Below are 23,727 nucleotides of genomic sequence, written 5' to 3'. Positions count from 1 at the left end.
TGTATTTTACTTTATATAACGACATTTACAGGAGTTTCAAATGGCAGGTTCATGGTTACGCTTGTTTGCAGGGGCGACATTATCGCTTTCCGTTGTGGGTCACGCGCTGGCGGATGACGCGAAGATTACCGTTTTCGCCGCGGCGTCGTTGACGAATGCGATGCAGGATATTGCGAAGGCCTATAAGAAAGAGAAAAACGTAGACGTGGTCTCCTCTTTTGCGTCTTCCTCAACGCTGGCTCGCCAGATTGAAGCCGGCGCGCCGGCAGACCTGTTTATCTCCGCTGACCAGAAGTGGATGGACTATGCGGTGGATAAAAAAGCGATTGATACTGCGACACGTGAAACGCTGCTGGGCAACAGCCTGGTCGTTGTTGCGCCGAAGGCCAGCGAGCAGAGCGATATTACTGTCGATGCAAAAACCAACTGGACCAGCCTGCTGAAAGGCGGCCGTCTAGCGGTAGGCGATCCGGATCACGTACCGGCAGGCATCTACGCGAAAGAAGCGCTGCAGAAGCTGGGCGCATGGGAAACGCTGTCGCCGAAACTGGCCCCGGCAGAAGACGTGCGTGGCGCGCTGGCGCTGGTGGAACGCAACGAAGCACCGTTGGGTATTGTGTACGGTTCTGACGCGGTCGCCAGCAAAGGTGTTAAAGTTGTCGGCACGTTCCCGGAAGACTCTCATCAGAAAGTGGAATACCCGATTGCCATTATCGATGGCCATAAAAATGCCACCGTCTCGGCGTTCTATGATTATCTGAAAGGCCCGCAGGCGTCTGAGATTTTTAAACATTACGGATTTACGACTCGCTAATGATATTGACCGATCCCGAATGGCAGGCGGTAATGCTGAGCCTGAAAGTATCTTCCCTGGCTGTGGTATTTAGCCTGCCGTTTGGGGTTTTTTTTGCCTGGCTGTTGGTACGGCGCAACTTCCCCGGTAAAGCCCTGCTCGACGGGCTTCTTCACCTCCCGCTGGTGCTCCCGCCGGTGGGTGTGGGGTATCTTTTGCTGGTAGCGATGGGCCGCCGAGGCTTTATCGGTAGCTGGTTGTATGACTGGTTTGGCCTGACCTTCGCTTTTAGCTGGCGCGGCGCGGTGATTGCGGCGGCGGTGATGTCGTTCCCGCTGATGGTCAGGGCGATCCGTCTGGCGCTGGAAAACGTCGACGTTAAGCTTGAACAGGCGGCACGCACCTTAGGGGCGGGGCGCTGGCGGGTATTTGGTACCATTACGCTGCCGTTGATGCTACCGGGGATTATTGTCGGTACCGTACTGGCGTTTGCCCGCTCGCTCGGCGAGTTTGGTGCCACGATCACCTTTGTGTCGAATATTCCCGGCGAAACACGCACCATTCCTTCGGCCATGTATACCCTGATTCAGACCCCCGGCGGCGAAAGCGCTGCGGCGCGTCTGTGTCTGATTTCTATCGTACTGGCGCTGATTTCCCTGATGATTTCCGAATGGCTGGCAGGCATTAGCCGTCGCAGGATGGGGGCGTAAATCATGCTGGAGCTGAATTTTAGCCAGACGCTGGGCACGCACTGTCTGGAGATCAATGAATCGCTGCCGGCTTCCGGCATTACCGCCGTTTTCGGCGTCTCGGGCGCGGGAAAAACTTCCCTGATTAACGCCATCAGCGGACTGACGACGCCGCAGCAAGGGCGCATTGTGCTCAACGACCGCGTGCTGAATGATGCCGAACGGGGAATTTGCCTGGCACCGGAGAAACGACGCATCGGCTATGTGTTCCAGGATGCGCGCCTGTTCCCGCATTACAAGGTACGCGGCAATCTGCGCTATGGGATGGCAAAAAGCATGGCTGAGCAGTTCGATAAGCTGGTCTCGTTGCTCGGTATTGAGCCGTTGCTCGACCGGCTGCCGGGCAGCCTGTCCGGCGGCGAAAAACAGCGCGTGGCGATTGGCCGTGCGCTGCTGACCGCGCCGGAGCTGCTGTTGCTCGATGAGCCGCTGGCCTCGCTGGATATCCCGCGCAAGCGCGAGCTGCTGCCGTATCTTCAGCGTCTGGCGCGAGAGATCAATATACCGATGCTCTACGTCAGCCACTCGCTGGATGAAATTTTGCACCTGGCTGACAAGGTGCTGGTGCTGGAAGGCGGCAAGGTGAAGGCGTTTGGCAATCTGGAAGAGGTGTGGGGCAGCAGCGTAATGCATCCGTGGCTGCCGCAGGATCAGCAGAGCAGCATTCTGCGCGTGACGGTGCTGGAACACCATCCGCACTACGCGATGACGGCGCTGGCGCTGGGCGATCAGCACATCTGGGTGAATAAACTCGACAAGCCGCTGCAGAGCGCCGTTCGCGTGCGTATTCAGGCAACCGATGTGTCGCTGGTGCTACAGCCTTCGCCGCACACCAGTATTCGCAACGTACTGCATGCGAAAGTCCAGCAGTGCTATGACGACAACGGTCAGGTCGAAGTGCAGCTGGACGTCAGCGGCCGCACGCTGTGGGCGCGCATTAGCCCGTGGGCCCGCGATGACCTGGCGGTGAAGCCAGGCCAGTGGCTCTATGCGCAGGTGAAGAGCGTATCGATTACCGCCTGATTACAGCAGGTGGGTATTGATATAGTCGGCGATAGCATCAGTGGTGTTGTCACCGATCACCACGTTAGCGCGCGCCTTCACCGCGTCATCCGCGTTGCCCATCGCTACGCCGGTGCCGGCCGCTTCAAGCATACTGATGTCGTTAAAGTTATCACCGAAGGCCACCACGTCGCGCATCGACCAGCCCTGTGCGGTGATGAACTGCGTCAGACGGTTACCTTTGCTGTTACCCTGGCGCGCAATATCGACCTGATCGTGCCACGACCACTCGCATTCCAGCTGTAGCGTCTGTTCAACGTGCTTGGCAAAGTTTTGCAGTTTTTCGCCATCTTCATCGGTCAGGGCAAACTTCCAGACGTTTTTTACCTCGCGTGCCGCCTGTGCCAGCGAGTCGACCTGGGTAAACGACGGGCGCTGCGCTTCCGGCAGGCTCTGCGCCCAGTTGCTGGTTCGCACCACATGGCCGGTTGGGTACTGGTACATCATGGTATCGTCGACGTACATCAGGCCATGCACCTTGTGTTCATCAAGCAAAGCGATCAGCTGCTGGGCTTTATCAACCGGCATAGGATCGGCATCCAGTACTTTTTTCGCTTGATAATCATACAAGTAAGTGCCATTACAACAAATTGCAGGTGTATCCAGCGCCAGTGCCTGATAAAAAGGATGAATGGCAACGTGATGACGACCGGTGACGATCATTAAGTGATAGCCTGCCGCTTTGGCGCGATTCAGCGCCTCCAGCGAAGAGGGCAGTAAGGTTTTCTTTGGTGTCAGGAGCGTTCCGTCCAGATCCAGGGCAATCACACGTGCAGTCATAATGTTGTCTCGCGTTAAAGAGAAAATTTGCTGTGCAGGATGGTACACCGAGATACCTGCGCGGCAAAATGGTGTGATAAATAGCCGCAAATTATGTGTTTTCAGAAAGGAGTGTTCATGAAACAGACCGTTTATACCGCCAGCCCCGAGAGCCAGCAGATCCACGTCTGGACGTTGAACCATGACGGCAGCCTGAAGCTGGTCCAGGTGGTGGATGTTCCGGGGCAGGTGCAGCCGATGGTCATCAGCCCTGATAAACGCTATTTGTACGTCGGCGTGCGCCCGGAGTTCCGCGTGCTGGCCTACCGTATTGCACCGGACGACGGTGCGTTGACCTATGCTGCCGAAGCGCCGCTGCCGGGTAGCCCGACTCACATTTCCACCGATCGTAAAGGCAACTTTATCTTCAGCGCCTCTTACAACCAGGCCAACGTGGCGGTGATTCGCCTGCAAGACGGTCTTCCGCGCGATACCGTGACGGTGGTGGAAGGGCTGGAAGGCTGCCACTCGGCGAATATCTCACCGGATAACCGTACCCTGTGGGTACCGGCGCTGAAGCAGGATCGTATCTGCCTGTTTACCCTCAGCGACGACGGCTTCCTGGCGGAGCAAACGCCGGCGGAGGTGACCACCGTAGAGGGCGCGGGCCCGCGTCACATGGTGTTCCATCCGAACGAGCAGTATGGCTATTGCGTCAACGAGCTAAACAGCACCGTTGATGTGTGGGAGCTGAAAGATCCGTACGGCAAAATCGAATGCGTTCAGACGCTGGATATGATGCCGCATGATTTCACCGGTACGCGCTGGGCGGCGGATATCCACATCACTCCGGATGGCCGTCACCTGTACGCCTGCGACCGTACCTCTAGCCTGATCACCGTCTTTAGCGTCTCTGAAGATGGCAGCGTACTGTCGCTGGAAGGCTTCCAGCCGACCGAAACCCAGCCGCGTGGCTTCAATATCGATCACAGCGGTAAATACCTGATTGCCGCTGGGCAGAAATCGCATCACATTGCGGTGTATGAAATTGCCGGTGAGCAAGGGTTGCTACAGGAAAAAGGGCGCTATGCCGTAGGGCAGGGCCCGATGTGGGTGGTGGTGTACGCGCACTAATCGTGGCGGTTAAACCACCTGCTTGCGCAGGTGGTTTACGTCATCAGAAGTCCAGATTCAACGCATCATATTTATCCCGCTGTGCCTGCATTTCACTCTCTTTGTTGAGAATGCTGCGTTCATACATCTTAAAAAATGGGTAATACATCAATAATCCCGCCAGAATCACCAGTACCGCGACGATCGGCGCACGCCAGTCCATCGTGATAAAGTACTGGGCAATAGGTGTTGGTATTCCGCCAACCTGGGCCACCGGCCCGCCAACAAAGCCCATGTCGAAAACTAAATACGTCAGTGACGCCAGGATCGGTGTCCCGAGCACGAACGGAAAGAAAAAGTAAGGGTTAAAGGCGATTGGAAAACCGTAGACCACCGGTTCAGAAATACCAAACAGAGAGGGGACGATGGCTGCTTTCCCTGCCGCCTTCAGCTGCGGTGCTCTGCTCATTAAGCCAAGAAGGGCGATGGCACCGGTAATCCCTGAGCCCGTACAGGCGGCAAATGCGCCCCACCAGCCTTCGGTAAATACGTGTTCCGTCGGCAGGCCCTGCGCAAAGTTTGCTGCATTCAGCGACAGGTATTGCGTCATAAATGGCAGCGTAAAACCGATGAGAATCGCGTAACCGTTGAGGCCGAAAAACCAGAAAATCATCTCCAGCAGAATGATGATGAAGACCCCCCAGACGGAATCGATGCCACTGACGGCCGGCGCCAGCGCAGTCGTGAACAGTTCGGGCACAATCTGCTGGTTGAACAGGCTCTGGCTGGTAATGGTCATTGCGCAGGCTGCTATAACGACAAAAAGCAAAGGGAATATTGATTCGAAGGTTTTGGCAATCATATCTGGCAATCCGCCGATGCGGATGGTGATTTTCTTGCGATAGGCCCAGCTAATAAATTCCACGGTTGCCAGTGAGGCAATAATGGCAACGAACAGGCCGCGAGAGTCTAAAAACGCAATATTAATATTACCCTCAACAATCTTGCTGTTCAGAATCATCGTTACCATCACCGAACTGATAATGGGGTAAAGGGGGGCAACGTTGATTTTTTGCGTGTGGTGGTAGCTAATGGTAATGGCACAATAAACCGAAAGCAGACCGAAGGTATAGGTAAAAGGCAGTTGAAATAAAGCCCCGTATTGCGCAAAAACATGGCTGATAGCCGTATCGGGGGAAAACAAACTGCCTAACCCCGTAATGATTAAGCTGATGGAACCTACCATCAGAATCGCCATTAAGCTAATCATTCCATTTTTTATCGATGAGATAAAACGATTCTGCTCAATCCGGGTTGCAATATAGACCATGTGTTGCTCAAATTTCTTGAGAAACGGCTGTGAGGCTGTCATTTTACACCTTCCTTGGCAGGCCGATTAAGATGATATAAATAGAGTGCTTGTTTCAATATTAATGCGCCATCAGCAAGCCCGTAGGCCTGGCTGTCGATAACTTCAATGGGTTTAGCATATTGCCCGGCGATGGCCGCAAGCTCGGGAAATTTATGCTTCATCTGCGGGCCGACCATCACCAAATCGTAATCAGCGATATAGGTATTTAGATCGCCAGCGCTGCGGGCATCGATACGAATATTCTGGCCTTTCAGTACTTCACTGTTATCGACAACCTCGCGCATTTTACTCACCATCACGCTAGTCGATGCTCCGAGGTTACAGACGAGAAGAATGGATAAATTCTGATAGTTCATATTGGGGCCTCGATTATTTATTTTTATACAGTTCGATAAATTCGCGATAAATATTCTGCGCCAGCAGGACGTTCATTAAATGATCCTGGGCATGAACAAAAAGCAGAGAAAACGCGATCGGTTGGCCGCTGATTTCACCTTGTAACGATTCACTTTGAATATGATGGGCCCGCTGAAGGTTAACTTCCGATTCGTGAAAATAAGCCTCAGCCTGCGTGATATCGCCGCTTTTAGCGGCCTGTAACGCGGCATTAAGCTGCGAAAAGCTTTCTCCGGCGCAGGCTATAATGCTGAACCACCGTTGTTCGTCGGTCATAGAATACTCTCCACGTTAAACACGGCATCATCCAGCAGCAGTAGCGTATTGGCGTGCTGTTTTAAGCTGGTGGCCGGGAAGTTTTCGTTCGGGGGCGTAAACAGCAGGCGCTGCACAATATTGCGTTTATGCGCGCCGCTAGCGGCAATGATAATGTGTTCACTGGCAAGAATATTACCAATGCCAAGCGTAATGCCCTGATGCAGGCGGGTGGCTGTCGGGAAATACTTCTGTGCAACGCGAATGGTTGTTTCGCTAAGGTTGGAGATGTGCGCCAGCGAGTTGAATGCGCTGCCGGGCTCATTGAGACCAAGATGGCCATTCTGACCTATCCCGAGTAGCGTCAGGCGCAGCGGCCGTTCGGCCAGCAGCTGGTTTATGCGGTGGCACTCGTGTTCCAACGCCTCTCCGGTATGCGTAGCGTCGAACTGCTGGAGTTGGCCGGGGCGCAGCGCTAAATGTTGATACAGGTCGTGATGCATTGCGTACTGGCAGCTGCCTTCATCCTGCTGACCGAGCCCGACCCACTCATCAAGCCCAACGAGCGTTGCGCGCAGCGGGAAGCGGCGACGTTGATATTCTGCGGCAACGTACTGATAGGCTCGCTGAGGCGTATCGCCCGAAGCCAGGCATACGGTGCCTTCTTGCTGAAGAGCATCAATGATGGCGTCGCCGAGCACGCGGGAAAACTGCTGTTGAGAACATATCGCCAGTTCCATTAGCGCCACTCCCCGGTGTAGGCCTGATATTCGGCGAGTAACTCATTGAGAATCTGCGTGGCGATGGTGTAGTCATTAATCAGCGGATGTACCATGAGCGCCCGAATTGCGCTCTTTTTACAACGCTGCTCAATCGCGTGAATCGTCAGGTTTTCAAAGCGTTTGATCGTACTGATGATGTGGCTCTGATAGGCCGGCAGATCGTCGACGCGTCGCGGTATTATTTTGCCGTCATGCATATCGCAGGTTATCTCAATGACATCATCGGGATGCAACTGGCGGATGCTGTCGTTGTTTTTCACCAGAATCGTCATTGGCCACGCAGGTTTATTCTGTAATCCCCTGATAATATTCAGCGCGATTCCCGAGTAGCCGCCGGTATCTGGAGCGGCAATAAACTCCGGGAGGCTGAGTGCTTTATAGTGGTTATCCCGGCGGCCGTCGCTTTCAATCGCAAAGTAAGAGTTTTCTCGCTCCAGCAGATGGTGCGCAAAAATAGCAAATTGCTGCTCTATACTGGCTGATTGATTCGCGCGCAGCTCGTCCAGCATCCGCTGATTAATGTTTTGAATCGTCTCACCACGCGCGCAACCGTGGCGAGCTATCGAGGTAATAATGGCCTGATGGTTGAAATAAAAGTAGAGATACTCATTGGGGAGCTCTTGTTGTAAAACGTCGATGGTTGCTTCGTCGAACAGCTTCATCTCCGTCTCTTTGAACAACTGCTGATGGGCCAGGATCTGCGCGCTGACGTCTTTACCGTCGACGGTGAAATCGCGGTAGAACGAGAGATGATTCAGACCATAGCAGGTTGCTGAGAAACGCATAATGTCGACGTCCAGCAGTTTTGCTATTTCACGCATGAAGCTCGCAGGGCCATCACAAATGCCATAAACATTGTCGTAACCGGCATTAATCAACGCCTGGGTAACCAGCCCTGATGGGTTGGTGAAATTGAAGAACAGTACCCCTTTGGCGGAAACCTGGCGGGCCAGTTCGAGATACTCTTTTAAGACAGGAATGGATCGCAGGGCCATCGCAAATCCGCCAATGCCGGTGGTTTCCTGGCCCAGAATATTGTATTTCTGAGCCAGTTTTTCATCAAAAACGCGCCCGGCATCCCCTTCAACGCGTAGCGTGGTGATAACATAATTTGCGTCGGTCAGTGCAGTCCGTGGGCTGGTGGTCAGGGAAATCGTTAAATCAGGATTTATTTTCTTTGCAATAGCCCGGGCTAGCCCGCCATAAATAGTCAGTTTCTCTTCGTTAATATCCATAAAGCATATTTCAGTCAGTGTGAGCTGCTTTGACTGTAATGCTAACGTCTTGGCAAGATATGGCGCGCGAACGCCGCCACCGCCTAATACGGTTAATTTCATTCAGGTCACTCCTTTATAATACGGTTAAATTAATTAACTGTTTATTAAAAAGGCGTGTGAGCAGGAATTGATCAAACAGCTGTAATTGATGAGTTCAGCGTCACGCCTTGTAATTCAATGGTGTATTCGAATCTACTACCACGAGCGATTTCAATCGTGTACTCAACAGGGATGTTATCGAGAAATGCGATGCGTTCAATTTGTAGTCCGGGTGAACCCTGTGTTTCATTTAAATGCCTTGCCGTTTCTTTGGGGATATTGATAGCCCGAAAAGTATCAATTGCCCGACGAATAGAAACATGATATTTGTTTTTCAACGCATGATATAGACCATGTTGCTCTATATCATGCTGGTGTAACTCAGGGAAGTGAGTGCTGGATAAATAAGTTTCTTCATATAATATAGGCTCATTATCAGCAGATCGTAGACGGATAATATGATAAACTAATTCATTACTGTTTAGTTTATTTGCTATTTGGATGGAAGGTTTTTTCAGCTTGAAGAAAAGTAATGTGCTGCCAGGTTGCTTATTTAAGCGTTTCATCTCATCATGAAAGCTATAAATTTTTATCAAGCTTTGTTTTACCGCTTGTCCTTTTACAAACATCCCCTTTCCGTGAATCTTTTTTATATAGCCCTCTTTTTCAAGATCGGACATTGCCTGACGAACGGTTGTTCTGCTGATATCGTACTGGGTACATAATTCATGTTCAAAAGGAAGTTTCTCACCTTCAAGAAGTTCCCCGCTGCTGATTTTGTGGCGGATTGACTCAAAGAGTTGCGCATACATCGGAAGTTTACTTTCTTTATTGAGTCTCATGCGCTTATCTCTTCATGACCAAATCTCGATGAGATAATGATGTCATGACATCGTTATCTCATGATGTTAATTTGCTCACAAAAGAAATAATAAGCAAAATAATGCTTTTAATTCAAATTAATTATGTGTTTGTTATTATCATTAAAAATACAAATAAAAAAGGCCCATGATAAACATGAGCCCTTGAATCAAGCTGACAGTATTACTGTTTCGCTTCTGCCACGATATGACTTCCCACGCCGCGGTTGTTGTATTCCCACATGCGGTTGAAGTTACGGTCGTTGAGGTCGCGCTTCAGCTGACCTTTTTCGTCCTGCGCGCCGGTGTTGCCGCTGAACGGACGTTTAGAAACGGCGGCGTCAGCCCATGGTTTCGCGACGTTAAAGCCTTCGTTAATTACGCTATCGCGGATCACGACCTGGCCGTTGGTGTTGCTGTCGACGTCGAGCGAGCGGCCCAGCTGCGCTACGCCGTCACCGGAAGCGGTGAAGCGGCTGTTAGTGGCGAGGAAACCGTAGAAGATGTTGGATGACGTCGCCGGTGCGAAGACATAGCCTTCCTGCTGGGTACGCGAGTTCACTACGCGGAAATCGGTGTTGTCGAACACCACCGCGCCGCGGCCGGAAACGATATCCACATCGCCTTCGAGGTAGCTGTTGCTGACCAGCGTACGGGTCTGGCGATTGTTCTGCAGACGGTTATCAACACCGCTGTTGGTGACGAAGAACGTATTCTGACGGCCCAGCACATTGACGTTGTTAAGCTGGGTTTTATCGCCATCGGTACGCAGCGCGACCGCCTGGTGAGTCCCGGCATCGACGCTGTCGCCCAGGGTATTTTGAATCGTCAGGTTTTGCAGCTGCAGACCGTTGTTCTGCGACCAGACGACTGCCGAGCACATGACGCCAATCGTGGCGCTGCGCTTGCTCTGGCAGCTGTCAAACATGTACCACGCCGGTTTGCCCGGCATGTATTTACCGCCTGGGTTAACCAGCTTACGCCAGCTTGCCGGGTCGATTTCAGAATCGATGGCCAGACCGATTTTGACATCAATCGCTTTCTCGCCGGTACCGTAGATGGTCAGGCTGCCCGGAGCGGCCGGCACATAAACGGTGCCCTGATACTCACCTGGCAGCACGGCAATATAGATGCGTGAGCTGCTGTGGCGCGCGATAGCGGCATCAACGGCGGCCTGAATGCTGGTGTGCGTCACACCCTGGGTACCGGCTGGGCCAACCACGAAGTCTGCTTTCGCCGGCACGGCGATAGACGACGGCGACCAGGCTGCAGCGTTAGGGTCAAGCGAAGCGAAGTAACGCGCGGCGGTAAAGTTTTGCGCTTCATCTGCCGACAGCACCGGGCGGGAAGAGGTCCCTGGCGCGGTCTGATCGGACGGACGCTGATCCGCAGGGGTTGAGCTGCAAGCCGTCAGTGTCACGCCAAAAGCCAATGCCAGCGCCAGACGAGAAACCGAGAAAGTGTTCATGTTGCTCCAGGCTAAGTAAGTGAAAGAGAATCCTGTAAAAGCAGCCTTTTTATACTAAGTTGAGCGAAACGGGAAGATGCGCTGATAAAAAAAACGCCGGTTTTTTGCCGACTTATGTCAACAAAAAGCAAAGAACTGCGGATGGCAAAGGCGAGGGCCCTATTACGAGTATTATCCATCCGCTGTTGACAGCGCTTAAAACGCTTTCTTATGCGCCAGACTGGTCACTAAATCCGTAATGCTGAGCACCAGCGTTGAGCGGACCATCTGCTGATAACGCTGTTCCTGCATGGTTCTTAGCGCATCATCAACCACGTCTTCCGGCAGGTGTAGCGTAGGCGGCGGCGGGAGTGCTGTCATGCAGTGCAGCATATTGATAGGGCCCAGGATTTCATCGTCGGTAAAGCTGTAGATTTTGTTCTCATGCGCCAGCTCGTTATTCAGCGCCAGCAGCAGTTCGACGTCTTCGTATTCATCGCGGCTGATCACGCCCAGAGCGTAGATAAGCTTGAGCCGCACCGGCAGGTTTGCCAGCGGCCCGCTGCCTTCCAGCAGCGGCTCTACCGCGTATTTAACGGCGTAATCATCTTTACGAAAGGCCTGGAGGATGAGCTGATCCACCGCTTCGGACAGCAGCCCGACGGCGGTCTGAATAAAACCGGTCAACGTCTGGCGGGCGTTCAGCCGCTCCAGGATGCGGTTTTCCACCGCCTGATTCTGATTAAGGTGTGCGTCGTCCATTGGGGCCATCATCGTTGCGTTGCTTTTTGCGAATGGTGGCTTCTCTGGAGCCGAGTCCTTTGGGTGTGGCTTTTCGCTTTCGGGTTGCGCGTTCATGCGCAGGCGATTCAGTTTCATTTTACCCTTCTTATCGGCAGCGGCCGCCTACGGCAGCCGCGCCTGTCCTATGGGGTGACATCGTCGTTAACGTTGCATGGCGTTATACACATTCACGATCTGTGCGACAAGCTCTGGCTGGTCATGCAGCCCACAAACCTGATTAACCGTGCTTGTTACCCCTTTTTCCTCCAGCAGGTTTGCCATTTCTTGCGCCTGCGGGTCTTGGTGGCTGCGATAGCGTAACGCGGCGGCAATGCCGATTATCAGGTGCCGGTTCGGCAGCGCGTACTCCAGCGTGCCGCGCAGCGGTTTGATTAAGCGATCGTTCTCGCTCAATTTACGCAGCGGCTGACGGCCTACGCGTTCGACCTCATCGTGCAGGTACGGGTTTTCGAAGCGGGTCAGAATTTTGTCGATGTAGGCGGCATGCTGCTGCGAATCGAAGGCGTAGCGCTTAATCAGCACGTCGCCGCTTTCGGTCATGGCGTTTTTCACCACCTCACGAATAGCCGGGTCCAGAATGGACTCGCGAATGGTCCGGTAGCCGGCCAGTTGACCAAGGTAGGCCGTGATAGCGTGACCGGTGTTGAGCGTGAACAGTTTACGTTCGATGTAGGCCATCAGATTGCTGGTGGGTTCCATACCGGCAATCTCCGGTAGCGCCCCCTTGAACTGGGTGCTGTCGACGATCCACTCGCTGAAGGTTTCAACGGTGACGTCCAGTGGATCGTCGTTTGCCGCGGTCCCCGGTGGTACGATGCGATCGACCGCCGAATCGACAAAGCCAATGTGTTCTTCCACCCACCCGTGCAGCGCGATGGGCATTGCCTGCAGCACGTGCTGCTTGAGCTGGCTGGTACCGCGCACCATGTTTTCGCAGGCGATAATATTCATCGGCTGCGCGTTGCCGCGCTCAAAGCGGGCGATCAACCCCTGGGCCAGGGTGCTGGCGATTTTGCTGAGCACCTGCGGGCCTACGGCGGTGGTGATGATATCGGCCTGCGCAATCTGCGCGATAGCGTCCGGGCTGTTACTGTAGATGGCGCTAATGCGGCTGACCTGCTCGACGCGCGCATTTTCACCCACTACGTTGACCTGATAATGCTGCTGGTGCGCCAGCTGATCGACCAGCGGTTGATTAACATCGGCGAAGGTGAGCTCCGCCTGGGCGTCCGCCAGCAGTTTACCGATAAAGCCGCGGCCAATATTCCCTGCGCCAAAATGAATTGCTTTCATTGCTGTTTACCTCGAAAAAAATCCGTAGCCGGGGGCTGAGGCCCCCGAGACCTTATGCCGCTTGCTCGCCGGACAGGAGTTGTAAAATCTCCTGGACGCTGGTGGTTTGCGCCAGGCGCTCAATCACGTCCTTATCGTCCAGCGCGTTGGCCAGACGGGCGATAACCTGAACGTGCTCGTTGTTGCGTGCGGCAATGCCGATGACCAGGCGGGCGATATCGTCCGGTTCATCGCCAAAGCGGACGCCCTGCGGGTACTGGCAAATAACAATCCCGGTGCGCAGCACGCGGTCTTTGGCTTCTACGGTGCCGTGCGGCACGGCAATGGACTCTCCGAGGTAGGTGGTGGTTAACGCTTCCCGCGCCAGCATGGCGTCAACGTAATCCGGCTCGACGTAGCCGCCGGATACCAGCATTTCGCCAGCAAAACGAATGGCCTGTTCTTTATTGGCGGCGGTCAGGTTGAGGAAAATGTTATCGGCGCTGAGCTTAAACAGGTTTTCCTCGCGCTCGCCAGGCGTGAATGCATCGTCGTTGGCGGCGATAATGGTCTGATTAATCAGTCGGCTATCGTTGGCTGCGGGCGGTAGCTTCGCGGCCAGCAGACGGGTGGTGAGATCGGTGTACAGGCCGCTGTCGAGGAAGTTGCTCAGCGACATATGCATCGCCTGCGGCGCAAAGCGCATGGCGCGTTCGGTAAGGTCCTGGTGGGTGATGACCAGGTCGACATCCTCCGGCAGGCTATTGATGGCGCAGTTGGTCACCGAAATATGGTTCAGACCAGCATCCTTCACCTTTTTGCGCAGTACGCCTGCACCAAGGGCGCTCGAGCCCATTCCGGCATCGCAGGCTACGATAATTTTACGCACGTGGTGCAAATCTTTCGCCAGATCCAGCGCCGGCTGCGGGATTTCGCCAGACGGTTTGCCGCCGGTTTTAGACTGCTGTTTCAGGCTCTGCATACGGCGGGTGGCTTCCGCCAGGCCGTTGCTCTCTTCATCACCCACGCGAACGCGTTTAAGCAGCATCGAGGCCGTGAGGAAAGAGACCAGCGTTGACGCCAGAATCGACAGTACTACGCCAATCAGCGACGCTTTCGGCGTCATCAGCAGCACCGCAAAGATAGAGCCCGGAGAGGCCGGGGAAACCAGGCCTGCGTTGAACAGCGTCAGGGTAAAGACGCCGGTCATGCCGCCAAGAATGACCGCCAGAATTAAACGCGGGTTCATCAGCACGTATGGGAAATAAATTTCGTGAATACCGCCGAAGAAGTGAATGATCGCTGCGCCGCCTGCCGACTGCTTGGCGCTGCCTTTACCGAAGAACATGTATGCCAGCAGAATACCCAGACCCGGACCCGGGTTGGCTTCAATCAGGAAGAAGATAGACTTGCCGGTTTCCGTTGCCTGCTGAATGCCCAGCGGTGAGAAAATGCCGTGGTTGATCGCATTATTGAGGAACAGAATTTTCGCCGGTTCGACAAAGATCGAGGTTAACGGCAGCAGGTTGTTCTGTACCATCACGTTGACGCCGGTCGCGAGTGCTTTAGACAGCAGCTCGACCATTGGCCCGATGGCCAGGAAGGAGAGCATTGCCAGCAGCATGCCGATAATCCCGGCGGAGAAGTTGTTCACCAGCATCTCAAAGCCGCTTTTGATCTTACCGTCGACCCAGCGGTCAAAGCGTTTGATTGCCCAGCCGCCCAACGGCCCGGCAATCATGGCTCCCATAAACATCGGCATATCGGCACCGACGATCACGCCCATGGTAGTAATTGCGCCAACGACGCCGCCGCGCTCGCCGCCAATCAGGCGACCGCCGGTGTAGCCGATGAGCAGCGGCAGCAGATAGGTGATCATCGGGCCGACCAGTTTGGCCAGCGTCTCATTCGGCAGCCAGCCGGTAGGAATAAACAGTGCGGTAATCAAACCCCAGGCAATGAATGCGCCAATATTGGGCATCACCATATTGCTGAGGAAGCGGCCAAAATTCTGTACCTTGACCTTGATATCTGGTGATAACATAAAAACACCCCTTGTGGTGCGCGTTAGATGTTGCGCGCGTAATAGTTGTGGTGGTTTCGCCAAAAACCATCCAGTCGTTCTGTATGCAAAATCGACTCTATCACGCCGTTTTCGTCTCGCGTACCCCAGGGGGTGTTTGTGATCTGCGTCACTATCAAGGGGTCGATAAAAGGGTGTTTTTGGTGATGTTAGTCACATAAAAAGCCTGTAAGTCGGCTACAAAGTTAAAATATCGCGCATGTTGAGCTTGGTTTTGTGACTAAAATCACTTTTTGTGTTGGCGTGTTTGTTTTTGAATTGTGATCATATTCACAAGATAATTTTACCTTCTTCTCGCCCCGTCTTTTGACTCTCCTGGTTCATCGTTTTTTCGTCAGAAAATTACACCGTGCGGCTGTCGGCATAAAAAAGCCCCGCGAGGTTTCCCTGCGGGGCTCAAAGTATAGGCCGTGAGATTAGCTAAAAAGCGCGGTCAGCGATGCGCTGCCCAAACTATGGAAATGGACGTTAAAGCCGACCATTGCGCCGCTTGCACCTTCATCGACGTCTATCTTATCTACGTCCAGCGCGTGGACGGTAAAGATATAACGGTGAGTTTCGCCTTTCGGTGGTGCTGCGCCACCATAGCCTGCTTTACCAAAATCGGTGCGGGTTTGCAGCGCGCCGGCGGGCAGGCCGACCAGACCAGAGCCAGCGCCGGTGGGCAGTTCGCGGGTGTCCGCTGGCAGGTTGGCAACAATCCAGTGCCACCAGCCCGAGCCGGTTGGCGCGTCCGGGTCGAAGCAGGTCACAACAAAGCTTTTGGTCCCCGCCGGCACGTCATCCCATGCCAGATGCGGTGAAAGGTTTTCGCCGTCGTAGCCCATCCCGTTGAACACCTGGCGCTGGGGGAGTTTCTCGCCGTCACGCAGGTCGTGGCTGACTAATTTCATCAACTGCCTCCTTGGTTAATCTACTGATTAACCAAGGAGTGTAGCGGTTAGCCGCGCAGATTACCGCAGCTTATTGGATAAAAAATGTTTCCTGCTCGACGGCGAGGCAGACCGCACGGGTCAGGCGCGTCAACTGCTGCGGGGTGATGAGGTACGGCGGCATCAGATAAATAAGGCGGCCAAACGGGCGAATCCACACGCCTTGCTCCACGAAGAAACGCTGAAGCTGGGCCATGTTCACCGGGTAGCGCGTTTCCACGACGCCAATAGCACCCAGTACACGCACATCGGCAACCAGCGGTGCATCGGCAGCAGGGGCCAGTTCGCGCTTAAGCTGTCGCTCGATGGCGGCGACCTGCGTTTGCCATTCGCCGCTTTCCAGCAGCGCCAGACTTTCGGCAGCCACGGCGCAGGCCAGCGGGTTGCCCATAAAGGTCGGCCCATGCATAAAGCAGCCGGCTTCGCCGTTGCTGATGGTTTCGGCCACCTCGCGGGTAGTGATGGCCGCTGACAGCGTCATCGTTCCGCCGGTTAACGCTTTGCCCAGGCACAGAATATCGGCGCTGATGCCCGCATGTTCGCAGGCGAAAAGCTTGCCGGTGCGGCCAAATCCGGTGGCGATTTCGTCAGCAATCAGCAAAATTCCCTCCCGGTCGCACATTTTACGGATCCGCTTCAGCCACTCAGGATGGTACATCCGCATGCCCCCTGCGCCCTGCACGACCGGTTCGAGGATCACTGCCGCAATTTCATGGCGATGTGCGGCCATCAGGCGGGCAAACGCCACCATATCGTATTCGTCAAATTCGCCGTCAAAGCGGCTGTGCGGTGCGGGTGCAAACAGGTTCTCCGGCAGATAGCCCTTCCACAGACTGTGCATGGAGTTATCCGGATCGCACACCGACATCGCGCCAAAAGTGTCACCGTGGTAGCCGTTACGGAAGGTGAGGAAACGCTGGCGCGGCTCGCCTTTGGCCTGCCAGTACTGCAACGCCATTTTCATCGCGACTTCGACCGCAACGGAGCCAGAGTCAGCAAGGAAAACGCACTCCAGCGGCGCGGGGGTCATCGCGACCAGTTTACGGCACAGCGCCACGGCAGCAGGGTGGGTAATGCCGCCAAACATCACATGCGACATCTGGTCAATCTGCGTTTTCATCGCCGCGTTCAGGCGCGGGTGATTGTAGCCGTGAATCGCCGCCCACCACGATGACATACCGTCAACCAGGCGTTCGCCGTCGGCCAGCTGCAGTTCGCAGCCTTCGGCAGAAACCACCGGATAAACCGGTAACGGAGTGGTCATGGAGGTATAGGGATGCCAGATGTGGCGGCTATCAAAGGCGAGATCGTCCGTTGTCATAATCGACTTGTAAACCATTTTGAAAAGTTTTAGGTTTACGAGTATAAACCGAACCGAAAATTAACAAAACCCCGGAGAAGCCAATGGCTCACCCTTTACGCTGGACAATGTCGCAGGTCACCGCTCTTTTTGAAAAACCGCTGCTGGATTTACTGTTTGAAGCTCAGCAGGTTCACCGTCAGCATTTTGATCCCCGCCAGGTGCAGGTTAGCACGCTGCTGTCGATTAAAACCGGCGCTTGCCCGGAAGACTGTAAATATTGCCCGCAGAGTTCGCGCTACAAAACGGGCCTGGAAAGCGAACGTCTGATGGAAGTGGAGCAGGTGCTGGAGTCAGCGCGTAAAGCCAAGATGGCGGGCTCAACCCGTTTTTGTATGGGCGCGGCGTGGAAGAACCCGCACGAGCGCGATATGCCTTACCTCGAGCAGATGGTACAGGGCGTGAAAGCGATGGGACTGGAAGCCTGTATGACGCTGGGGACGCTCTCCGACGGTCAGGCGCAGCGTCTGGCTTCGGCCGGGCTGGATTATTACAACCACAACCTCGATACCTCGCCGGAGTTTTACGGCAACATCATCACCACCCGTACCTACCAGGAACGCCTGGATACGCTGGATAAAGTCCGCGATGCCGGGATCAAAGTGTGTTCTGGTGGGATTGTCGGGCTGGGAGAAACCGTTACCGATCGCGCGGGCCTGCTGCTGCAGCTGGCGAACCTGCCGACGCCGCCGGAAAGCGTACCCATCAACATGCTGGTGAAGGTGAAGGGGACGCCGCTGGCCGATAACGAAGACGTCGATGCGTTTGATTTTATTCGCACCATTGCCGTTGCTCGCATCATGATGCCAACCTCGCATGTGCGTCTATCCGCTGGCCGCGAGCAGATGAACGAGCAGACGCAGGCCATGTGCTTTATGGCCGGAGCCAACTCTATTTTCTACGGCTGCAAGCTGCTGACTACGCCGAACCCGGAAGAAGACAAAGATTTACAGCTGTTCCGTAAGCTGGGCATTAATCCGCAGCAAACCACGGTGACGGCCGGTGATAATGAACAGCAGCAGCGTCTGGAACAGGCGTTGATGACGCCGGATACCGACGATTATTACAACGCGGCGGCGGTATGAGCTGGCAGCAGCGAATAGAACAGGCCGTCACTGAGCGACGCGACGCGCAGGCTTTTCGCCAGCGTCAGCCGCTGGAACAGGGGGCGGGGCGCTGGCTGCTGCACGCCGGGCGTCGCTACCGCAACTTTTCCAGCAATGATTATCTTGGCCTCAGCCAGCATCCGCAGGTGATTCGCGCCTGGCAGGACGGGGCTGAACGCTACGGTGTCGGCAGCGGCGGGTCCGGTCACGTCACCGGCTATCATCTGGCGCATCAGCGGCTGGAAGAGCAGCTCGCTGATTGGCTGGGCTACGACCGCGCGCTGCTGTTTATCTCAGGCTTTGCCGCCAACCAGGCGGTCATTGCCGCGCTGGCCGGGCGTGAAGATCGGATAGTCGCAGACCGGTTAAGCCACGCTTCGCTGCTGGAGGCTGCCAGCCAGAGCCCGGCTCAGCTGCGCCGTTTTCAGCACAACGATAGCCATCACCTGGCTTCGCTGCTGGCCGCTTCTGTCAGCGGCCAGCAGTTGGTTGTGACGGAAGGTGTTTTCAGTATGGACGGCGACAGTGCGCCGTTGGCCAAAATCGCCGCCGCCGCGCGCACTGCTGATGCCTGGTTAATGGTCGATGATGCGCACGGTATTGGCACGACCGGTGAGCGCGGGCGCGGCAGTTGCCATCAGCAGGGCGTTCACCCTGAACTGCTGATCGTTACCTTCGGCAAAGCTTTTGGTCTGAGCGGCGCCGCCGTGCTCTGCAGCCATGCGGTGGCCGATTATTTTGTGCAGTTTGCTCGCCATTTGATTTACAGCACCGCCATGCCGCCCGCTCAGGCGCAGGCGCTACAAATGGCGCTGGCGGTGATTCAGAGCGACGATGGTCAGCAGCGTCGGGAAACGCTGGCGCAGCACGTGGCTGACTTTCGCCTCGGCGCCCGCGGCCTCGCTTATACGTTAACCGACTCAGCGAGCGCTATTCAGCCGCTTATCGTCGGCGATAACGGGCAAACCCTGCGGTTGGCCGAGCGTCTGCGCGGGCAGGGATGCTGGGTCACTGCGATTCGCCCGCCGACCGTTCCGGCTGGCACCGCCCGTTTGCGCCTGACCCTAACCGCAGCGCACGACGCACAGGACATCATGCATCTGCTGGAGGTGCTGCATGGCGAGCGTGGATAAACAGGCGGTCGCGGCGGCGTTTGGTCGCGCGGCAACGTCGTATCATCAACACGATGAACTACAGCGTCTTAGCGCGACGCAGCTGCTGTCCCAGCTACCAGCGCAGGCGTTTCCTCGCGTGCTGGACGTCGGCTGCGGGCCGGGCGGCTACAGCCGCTACTGGCGAGAACGCGGCAGCCACGTTACCGCGCTGGATCTCAGCGAAGAGATGCTCCAACAGGCACGCAAGCAGCAGGCCGCGGATTGCTACCTGCTCGCCGACATGGAGGCCATTCCATTGCCCGGCGACGGCTTCGAGCTGGTGTGGAGTAACCTGGCCATTCAGTGGTGCAACGATTTGCCCGCTGCGCTAGCCGGGCTTTATCGCCAGCTCGCCCCCGGCGGGACGCTGGCGTTCACCACGCTGACCGCAGGCTCGCTGCCGGAGCTGAACCAGGCCTGGCAGGCGATTGATAACCATCCGCACGCCAACCGTTTTTTGCCTGAATCGGCGCTCTCCGAGGCGCTGGCGGGGTACCGCAGCCGAAGTCGTGCAACCACCATCACGTTGTCATTCCCCAATGCGCTGAGCGCCATGCGTTCGCTGAAGGGGATTGGCGCGACGCACCTGCACCAGGGGCGCAGCCGTCAGCCGTTAACGCGCGGCAGGCTACAGCAGCTCGAGCTGGCCTGGCCATCGCAGGCGGGAAAATGCCCGCTGACTTACCACCTTTTTACTGGAGTGATTACGCGTGACTGAACGCTTTTATGTAACCGGAACCGATACGGAAGTGGGCAAAACCGTGGCCAGTACCGCGCTATTGCAGGCTGCGCGTTTGCTGGGGCGTCGAACGGCAGGCTATAAGCCGGTTGCCTCCGGCAGCGAAATGACTGAGGAAGGGTTGCGCAACAGCGACGCGCTGGCGCTACAGCGTAATAGCGTCGTGCCGCTGCGCTATGAACAGGTCAACCCCTATACCTTTGCGGAGCCGACCTCTCCGCATATCGTTAGCGCCGATGAGCAGCGGCCGATCGAGGCCAGCGTACTGTCTGCCGGGCTATGCGCGTTGGAATCGCAGGCTGACTGGGTGTTGGTCGAAGGGGCTGGCGGCTGGTTCACGCCGCTTTCCCCGACCTTGACTCTCGCCGACTGGGTGCGAGATGAACGGCTACCGGTGATTCTGGTGGTCGGGGTGAAGCTCGGCTGCATTAACCACGCGGTTCTGACTGCGCAGGCGGTACAGCAGGCAGGGCTGCGGCTGGCGGGCTGGATAGCGAATGACGTCACGCCGCCGGGACGTCGCCATGCCGAATATCTCAGCACCCTTCAGCGAATGCTGCCAGCCCCGATGCTGGGGGAAATTCCCTGGCTGGGTGAGGCGGTCGATACCCAACCGCTGGGCGGCTATCTTGACCTTAGCGCACTGTAAGTCCTGCTGTCGGGGGCGGGATTCGCGCCGGTGGTCATCTTCATTCGTAAATGCTAAACCGTGGAAAACGTAAGGGAAAAGGCGCAGAAACGAAGGAAAACAAGCGCGCTTTTTCGCTGATACATATCAAAATTGGCGAGAAAATATTTTTTTGCTCGAGCATTGACAGGATGTTGCGCAAATCGCCGCGTGGCGGGGGATAGGGGCTAGCGGCAGTTATCCACTATTCCTGTGGATAACCCTGTGTATTAGAGTTAGAAAACCCACGGTAAACGAGAGAGCATGCGGTCTGCGCCTGAATTGATGCGAAACGCGGCTTTTCTGTGTTTTTGTTGTTAATCAATAAGTTAAAATAAAGCAATGGCGTAATAAAAAGTGCCTTAGGTTGCCATAAAACTTTCATGACCTATATTGACAAATGTTAAAAGAGAAAAAATTCTGGGGATAACCCAATTTGGCCAGCGTTTTATCTTGTCACGGGTTAAATTTTCGCGGCGTGCGTCCGCCATTTCGTCGATTGTGCAAACTACAATAGGTGGTTACTGTTTTTATATCCAGTATTTTTTATTGGCAATTCGGCGGGCGGCGAGTAGAATTAATTCCCAGCCCGGCCCATTCGTCATCAGGTAGCGTCGCCCATGAGTAAACCGTTTAAGTTACATTCCGCATTCAGCCCTTCCGGCGATCAGCCGGCTGCCATCGCGCGCCTTAAAGAGGGGCTTGAGGACGGCCTGGCCCACCAGACGCTGCTTGGGGTGACCGGCTCGGGGAAAACCTTCACCGTCGCCAATGTGATTGCCGACTTACAGCGCCCAACGATGGTGCTGGCGCCGAACAAAACGCTGGCTGCGCAGCTGTATGGTGAAATGAAGGCCTTCTTCCCGGAGAATGCGGTAGAGTATTTCGTTTCTTACTACGACTACTATCAGCCTGAAGCCTACGTCCCAAGCTCGGACACCTTCATCGAAAAAGACGCCTCGGTGAACGAACACATCGAGCAGATGCGTTTATCCGCCACCAAAGCGCTGCTTGAACGCCGGGACGTGGTCGTCGTGGCATCGGTGTCGGCGATTTATGGCCTGGGCGACCCGGATCTTTATCTTAAAATGATGCTGCACCTGACCGTGGGCATGATTATCGACCAACGTTCTATTCTGCGTCGTCTGGCCGAGCTACAGTACACCCGCAACGATCAGGCGTTTCAGCGCGCAACCTTCCGCGTACGCGGCGAAGTCATCGACATTTTCCCGGCCGAGTCGGACGATCTGGCGCTGCGCGTAGAGCTGTTTGACGAAGAGGTTGAACGTCTTTCGCTGTTCGACCCGCTGACCGGTCACGTCGAGTCGACGATTCAACGCTTTACCATCTACCCTAAATCGCACTACGTCACGCCGCGTGAACGTATCGTGCAGGCGATGGAAGAGATCAAAGACGAGCTGGCAGATCGCCGCAAGGTGCTGCTGGCCAACAACAAGCTGCTCGAAGAGCAGCGCCTGAGCCAGCGCACCCAGTTTGACCTGGAAATGATGAACGAGCTTGGCTACTGCTCGGGCATTGAAAACTACTCGCGCTTCCTGTCCGGGCGCGGGCCGGGCGAGCCGCCGCCGACGCTATTTGACTATCTGCCTGCCGATGGCCTGCTGGTGATTGACGAATCACACGTCACCATCCCGCAAATCGGCGGTATGTATCGCGGTGACAGGGCGCGTAAAGAGACGCTGGTCGAATACGGTTTCCGTCTGCCGTCGGCGCTGGATAACCGTCCGCTGAAGTTTGAAGAGTTTGAGGCGCTGGCGCCGCAAACTATCTACGTTTCGGCAACGCCGGGCAACTACGAGCTGGATAAATCCGGTGGCGAAGTGATAGACCAGGTCGTGCGCCCAACCGGGCTGCTCGATCCGCTGATTGAAGTGCGGCCGGTGGCGACACAGGTCGACGACCTGCTGTCTGAAATTCGCAAGCGTTCGGTGATTAACGAACGCGTGCTGGTCACCACCTTGACCAAGCGCATGGCGGAAGACCTCACCGAATATCTCGAAGAACACGGCGAGCGGGTACGCTACCTGCACTCGGATATCGACACCGTCGAGCGCATGGAGATCATTCGCGATTTGCGCCTCGGCGAGTTTGATGTGCTGGTCGGCATCAACCTGCTGCGTGAAGGGCTGGATATGCCGGAAGTATCGCTGGTGGCGATTCTCGACGCCGATAAAGAAGGTTTCCTGCGCTCTGAACGTTCACTGATTCAGACCATCGGCCGCGCCGCGCGTAATATCAACGGTAAGGCGATTCTTTACGGTGACAAAATTACCCCGTCCATGGCGAAAGCTATCGGTGAAACTGAACGTCGTCGCGAGAAGCAGGAACGCTACAACGAAGAGCATGGCATCGTGCCGCAGGGGCTGGTGAAAGACGTCGTCGATATTCTGGCGATGGGCGAGGGGCTGGCGAAGACCAAAGCGAAGGGCCGCGGTAAGTCGCGCTCCGCGTCGCCAATCGTTGAGCCGGACGTTCAGGCGCTGACGCCGAAAGCCTTGCAGCAGCAGATTCAAACGCTGGAAGCGCAGATGCTGAAACACGCACAGAATCTTGAGTTTGAGGAAGCGGCAGACATCCGCGATCGCCTGCACCAGCTGCGCGAGCTGTTTATTGCAGCGTCATGAGTCGGTGCATGAATATCGCGTCGGCCTGATAAGCGTTGTGCTATCAGGCCGCGTGGCGGAG

The 23,727-nt window shown here is 55.5% G+C and carries 22 protein-coding genes; 9 read left to right on the top strand and 13 right to left on the bottom strand.

Annotated elements, in window-relative coordinates; all coding sequences use genetic code 11:
* The first annotated feature begins 40 nt into the window (after nt 1–40).
* The 3 genes from modA to modC are packed head-to-tail and all read left to right on the top strand — an operon-like array spanning nt 41 to nt 2,565.
* Nucleotides 41–814, top strand: coding sequence for a molybdate ABC transporter substrate-binding protein (modA, locus tag H7R76_RS16590; protein WP_182965866.1), 774 nt, complete (start codon nt 41–43; stop codon nt 812–814).
* Complete coding sequence (modB, locus tag H7R76_RS16585; RefSeq protein WP_182965864.1) at nt 814–1,503, top strand: molybdate ABC transporter permease subunit; 690 nt, start codon at nt 814–816, stop codon at nt 1,501–1,503. Before modA ends, modB begins: the two co-directional genes overlap by 1 nt.
* A 3-nt stretch (nt 1,504–1,506) precedes the next feature.
* Entirely contained in the window at nt 1,507–2,565 is a 1,059-nt protein-coding gene (gene modC, locus H7R76_RS16580; RefSeq protein ID WP_182929266.1) for a molybdenum ABC transporter ATP-binding protein ModC, read from the top strand.
* Here the strand turns inward: modC and H7R76_RS16575 are convergent, their stop codons facing one another.
* Entirely contained in the window at nt 2,566–3,384 is an 819-nt protein-coding gene (locus H7R76_RS16575) for a pyridoxal phosphatase (RefSeq protein WP_182928310.1), read from the bottom strand.
* A gap of 117 nt (nt 3,385–3,501) precedes the next feature.
* Here H7R76_RS16575 and pgl point away from each other — a divergent pair, with 117 nt between their 5' ends.
* Nucleotides 3,502–4,497 carry a 6-phosphogluconolactonase gene (gene pgl, locus H7R76_RS16570; protein WP_106924608.1) on the top strand — a complete coding sequence of 332 codons (996 nt, stop codon included), beginning with the start codon at nt 3,502–3,504 and terminating at the stop codon, nt 4,495–4,497.
* 43 nt (nt 4,498–4,540) lie between these two features.
* Here the strand turns inward: pgl and H7R76_RS16565 are convergent, their stop codons facing one another.
* The 12 genes from H7R76_RS16565 to bioA form a co-directional block, all read right to left on the bottom strand.
* The gene (locus H7R76_RS16565; protein ID WP_182965862.1) at nt 4,541–5,848 is read right to left on the bottom strand and encodes a PTS sugar transporter subunit IIC; all 1,308 of its coding nucleotides are present in this window, start codon (nt 5,846–5,848) and stop codon (nt 4,541–4,543) included.
* Nucleotides 5,845–6,204, bottom strand: coding sequence for a PTS sugar transporter subunit IIB (locus H7R76_RS16560; RefSeq protein ID WP_106924606.1), 360 nt, complete (start codon nt 6,202–6,204; stop codon nt 5,845–5,847). Before H7R76_RS16560 ends, H7R76_RS16565 begins: the two co-directional genes overlap by 4 nt.
* Nucleotides 6,205–6,217: 13 nt before the next feature.
* Entirely contained in the window at nt 6,218–6,520 is a 303-nt protein-coding gene (locus tag H7R76_RS16555) for a PTS sugar transporter subunit IIA (protein WP_106924605.1), read from the bottom strand.
* Nucleotides 6,517–7,239 carry a 6-phosphogluconolactonase gene (locus H7R76_RS16550; RefSeq protein WP_182934684.1) on the bottom strand — a complete coding sequence of 241 codons (723 nt, stop codon included), beginning with the start codon at nt 7,237–7,239 and terminating at the stop codon, nt 6,517–6,519. Before H7R76_RS16550 ends, H7R76_RS16555 begins: the two co-directional genes overlap by 4 nt.
* The gene (locus H7R76_RS16545) at nt 7,239–8,618 is read right to left on the bottom strand and encodes a family 4 glycosyl hydrolase (RefSeq protein ID WP_182965860.1); all 1,380 of its coding nucleotides are present in this window, start codon (nt 8,616–8,618) and stop codon (nt 7,239–7,241) included. The genes H7R76_RS16550 and H7R76_RS16545 overlap by 1 nt, the downstream gene beginning before the upstream one ends.
* Before the next feature lie 71 nt (nt 8,619–8,689).
* Nucleotides 8,690–9,439 carry a GntR family transcriptional regulator gene (locus H7R76_RS16540; protein WP_182965858.1) on the bottom strand — a complete coding sequence of 250 codons (750 nt, stop codon included), beginning with the start codon at nt 9,437–9,439 and terminating at the stop codon, nt 8,690–8,692.
* Between the two features lie 202 nt (nt 9,440–9,641).
* Nucleotides 9,642–10,925, bottom strand: coding sequence for a putative acyl-CoA thioester hydrolase (locus H7R76_RS16535; RefSeq protein ID WP_182965856.1), 1,284 nt, complete (start codon nt 10,923–10,925; stop codon nt 9,642–9,644).
* Between the two features lie 195 nt (nt 10,926–11,120).
* Nucleotides 11,121–11,678 carry an MltR family transcriptional regulator gene (locus H7R76_RS16530; RefSeq protein ID WP_223878907.1) on the bottom strand — a complete coding sequence of 186 codons (558 nt, stop codon included), beginning with the start codon at nt 11,676–11,678 and terminating at the stop codon, nt 11,121–11,123.
* A gap of 171 nt (nt 11,679–11,849) precedes the next feature.
* Nucleotides 11,850–13,001, bottom strand: a complete 1,152-nt coding sequence (locus H7R76_RS16525; protein ID WP_106924599.1) for a mannitol-1-phosphate 5-dehydrogenase — start codon at nt 12,999–13,001, stop codon at nt 11,850–11,852.
* Between the two features lie 52 nt (nt 13,002–13,053).
* The gene (locus H7R76_RS16520; protein WP_106924598.1) at nt 13,054–15,024 is read right to left on the bottom strand and encodes a PTS mannitol transporter subunit IICBA; all 1,971 of its coding nucleotides are present in this window, start codon (nt 15,022–15,024) and stop codon (nt 13,054–13,056) included.
* 455 nt (nt 15,025–15,479) lie between these two features.
* Nucleotides 15,480–15,956: a kinase inhibitor gene (locus H7R76_RS16515; RefSeq protein WP_106924597.1), complete on the bottom strand. Its 477-nt coding sequence runs from the start codon at nt 15,954–15,956 to the stop codon at nt 15,480–15,482.
* A 70-nt stretch (nt 15,957–16,026) separates the two neighbouring features.
* Nucleotides 16,027–17,316 (bottom strand): adenosylmethionine--8-amino-7-oxononanoate transaminase, encoded by a 1,290-nt coding sequence (gene bioA, locus H7R76_RS16510; protein ID WP_182965854.1) that lies wholly within the window; start codon nt 17,314–17,316, stop codon nt 16,027–16,029.
* Nucleotides 17,317–17,399: 83 nt separating this feature from the next.
* Here bioA and bioB point away from each other — a divergent pair, with 83 nt between their 5' ends.
* The 5 genes from bioB (at nt 17,400) to uvrB (ending at nt 23,666) form a co-directional block, all read left to right on the top strand.
* Nucleotides 17,400–18,440, top strand: coding sequence for a biotin synthase BioB (gene bioB / locus H7R76_RS16505; RefSeq protein WP_106924595.1), 1,041 nt, complete (start codon nt 17,400–17,402; stop codon nt 18,438–18,440).
* The gene (gene bioF, locus H7R76_RS16500; RefSeq protein WP_182965852.1) at nt 18,437–19,594 is read left to right on the top strand and encodes an 8-amino-7-oxononanoate synthase; all 1,158 of its coding nucleotides are present in this window, start codon (nt 18,437–18,439) and stop codon (nt 19,592–19,594) included. The genes bioB and bioF overlap by 4 nt, the downstream gene beginning before the upstream one ends.
* Nucleotides 19,578–20,333 (top strand): malonyl-ACP O-methyltransferase BioC, encoded by a 756-nt coding sequence (bioC, locus tag H7R76_RS16495; protein ID WP_182929256.1) that lies wholly within the window; start codon nt 19,578–19,580, stop codon nt 20,331–20,333. Before bioF ends, bioC begins: the two co-directional genes overlap by 17 nt.
* Nucleotides 20,326–21,003 (top strand): dethiobiotin synthase, encoded by a 678-nt coding sequence (gene bioD, locus H7R76_RS16490; RefSeq protein WP_106924592.1) that lies wholly within the window; start codon nt 20,326–20,328, stop codon nt 21,001–21,003. Before bioC ends, bioD begins: the two co-directional genes overlap by 8 nt.
* A 638-nt stretch (nt 21,004–21,641) precedes the next feature.
* On the top strand, nt 21,642–23,666 hold the full coding sequence (uvrB, locus tag H7R76_RS16485) for an excinuclease ABC subunit UvrB (RefSeq protein ID WP_182965850.1): 2,025 nt from the start codon (nt 21,642–21,644) through the stop codon (nt 23,664–23,666).
* Nucleotides 23,667–23,727 lie beyond the last annotated feature (61 nt).

It is taken from the genome of Klebsiella sp. WP8-S18-ESBL-06, assembly GCF_014169755.1.
Classification (GTDB): Bacteria; Pseudomonadota; Gammaproteobacteria; order Enterobacterales; family Enterobacteriaceae; genus Kluyvera; species Kluyvera ascorbata_B.
The sequence above is the reverse complement of the archived record's forward strand: the minus strand, read 5'-3'. Positions and strand labels throughout refer to the sequence as shown.

Bases quoted from the DNA above. Each gene is read 5' to 3' on its own strand.
- modA (WP_182965866.1), top strand. From the start codon at position 41: ATGGCAGGTTCATGGTTACGCTTGTTTGCAGGGGCGACATTATCGCTT.
- modB (WP_182965864.1), top strand. From the start codon at position 814: ATGATATTGACCGATCCCGAATGGCAGGCGGTAATGCTGAGCCTGAAA.
- modC (WP_182929266.1), top strand. From the start codon at position 1,507: ATGCTGGAGCTGAATTTTAGCCAGACGCTGGGCACGCACTGTCTGGAG.
- H7R76_RS16575 (WP_182928310.1), bottom strand. From the start codon at position 3,384: ATGACTGCACGTGTGATTGCCCTGGATCTGGACGGAACGCTCCTGACA.
- pgl (WP_106924608.1), top strand. From the start codon at position 3,502: ATGAAACAGACCGTTTATACCGCCAGCCCCGAGAGCCAGCAGATCCAC.
- H7R76_RS16565 (WP_182965862.1), bottom strand. From the start codon at position 5,848: ATGACAGCCTCACAGCCGTTTCTCAAGAAATTTGAGCAACACATGGTC.
- H7R76_RS16560 (WP_106924606.1), bottom strand. From the start codon at position 6,204: ATGAACTATCAGAATTTATCCATTCTTCTCGTCTGTAACCTCGGAGCA.
- H7R76_RS16555 (WP_106924605.1), bottom strand. From the start codon at position 6,520: ATGACCGACGAACAACGGTGGTTCAGCATTATAGCCTGCGCCGGAGAA.
- H7R76_RS16550 (WP_182934684.1), bottom strand. From the start codon at position 7,239: ATGGAACTGGCGATATGTTCTCAACAGCAGTTTTCCCGCGTGCTCGGC.
- H7R76_RS16545 (WP_182965860.1), bottom strand. From the start codon at position 8,618: ATGAAATTAACCGTATTAGGCGGTGGCGGCGTTCGCGCGCCATATCTT.
- H7R76_RS16540 (WP_182965858.1), bottom strand. From the start codon at position 9,439: ATGAGACTCAATAAAGAAAGTAAACTTCCGATGTATGCGCAACTCTTT.
- H7R76_RS16535 (WP_182965856.1), bottom strand. From the start codon at position 10,925: ATGAACACTTTCTCGGTTTCTCGTCTGGCGCTGGCATTGGCTTTTGGC.
- H7R76_RS16530 (WP_223878907.1), bottom strand. From the start codon at position 11,678: ATGATGGCCCCAATGGACGACGCACACCTTAATCAGAATCAGGCGGTG.
- H7R76_RS16525 (WP_106924599.1), bottom strand. From the start codon at position 13,001: ATGAAAGCAATTCATTTTGGCGCAGGGAATATTGGCCGCGGCTTTATC.
- H7R76_RS16520 (WP_106924598.1), bottom strand. From the start codon at position 15,024: ATGTTATCACCAGATATCAAGGTCAAGGTACAGAATTTTGGCCGCTTC.
- H7R76_RS16515 (WP_106924597.1), bottom strand. From the start codon at position 15,956: ATGAAATTAGTCAGCCACGACCTGCGTGACGGCGAGAAACTCCCCCAG.
- bioA (WP_182965854.1), bottom strand. From the start codon at position 17,316: ATGACAACGGACGATCTCGCCTTTGATAGCCGCCACATCTGGCATCCC.
- bioB (WP_106924595.1), top strand. From the start codon at position 17,400: ATGGCTCACCCTTTACGCTGGACAATGTCGCAGGTCACCGCTCTTTTT.
- bioF (WP_182965852.1), top strand. From the start codon at position 18,437: ATGAGCTGGCAGCAGCGAATAGAACAGGCCGTCACTGAGCGACGCGAC.
- bioC (WP_182929256.1), top strand. From the start codon at position 19,578: ATGGCGAGCGTGGATAAACAGGCGGTCGCGGCGGCGTTTGGTCGCGCG.
- uvrB (WP_182965850.1), top strand. From the start codon at position 21,642: ATGAGTAAACCGTTTAAGTTACATTCCGCATTCAGCCCTTCCGGCGAT.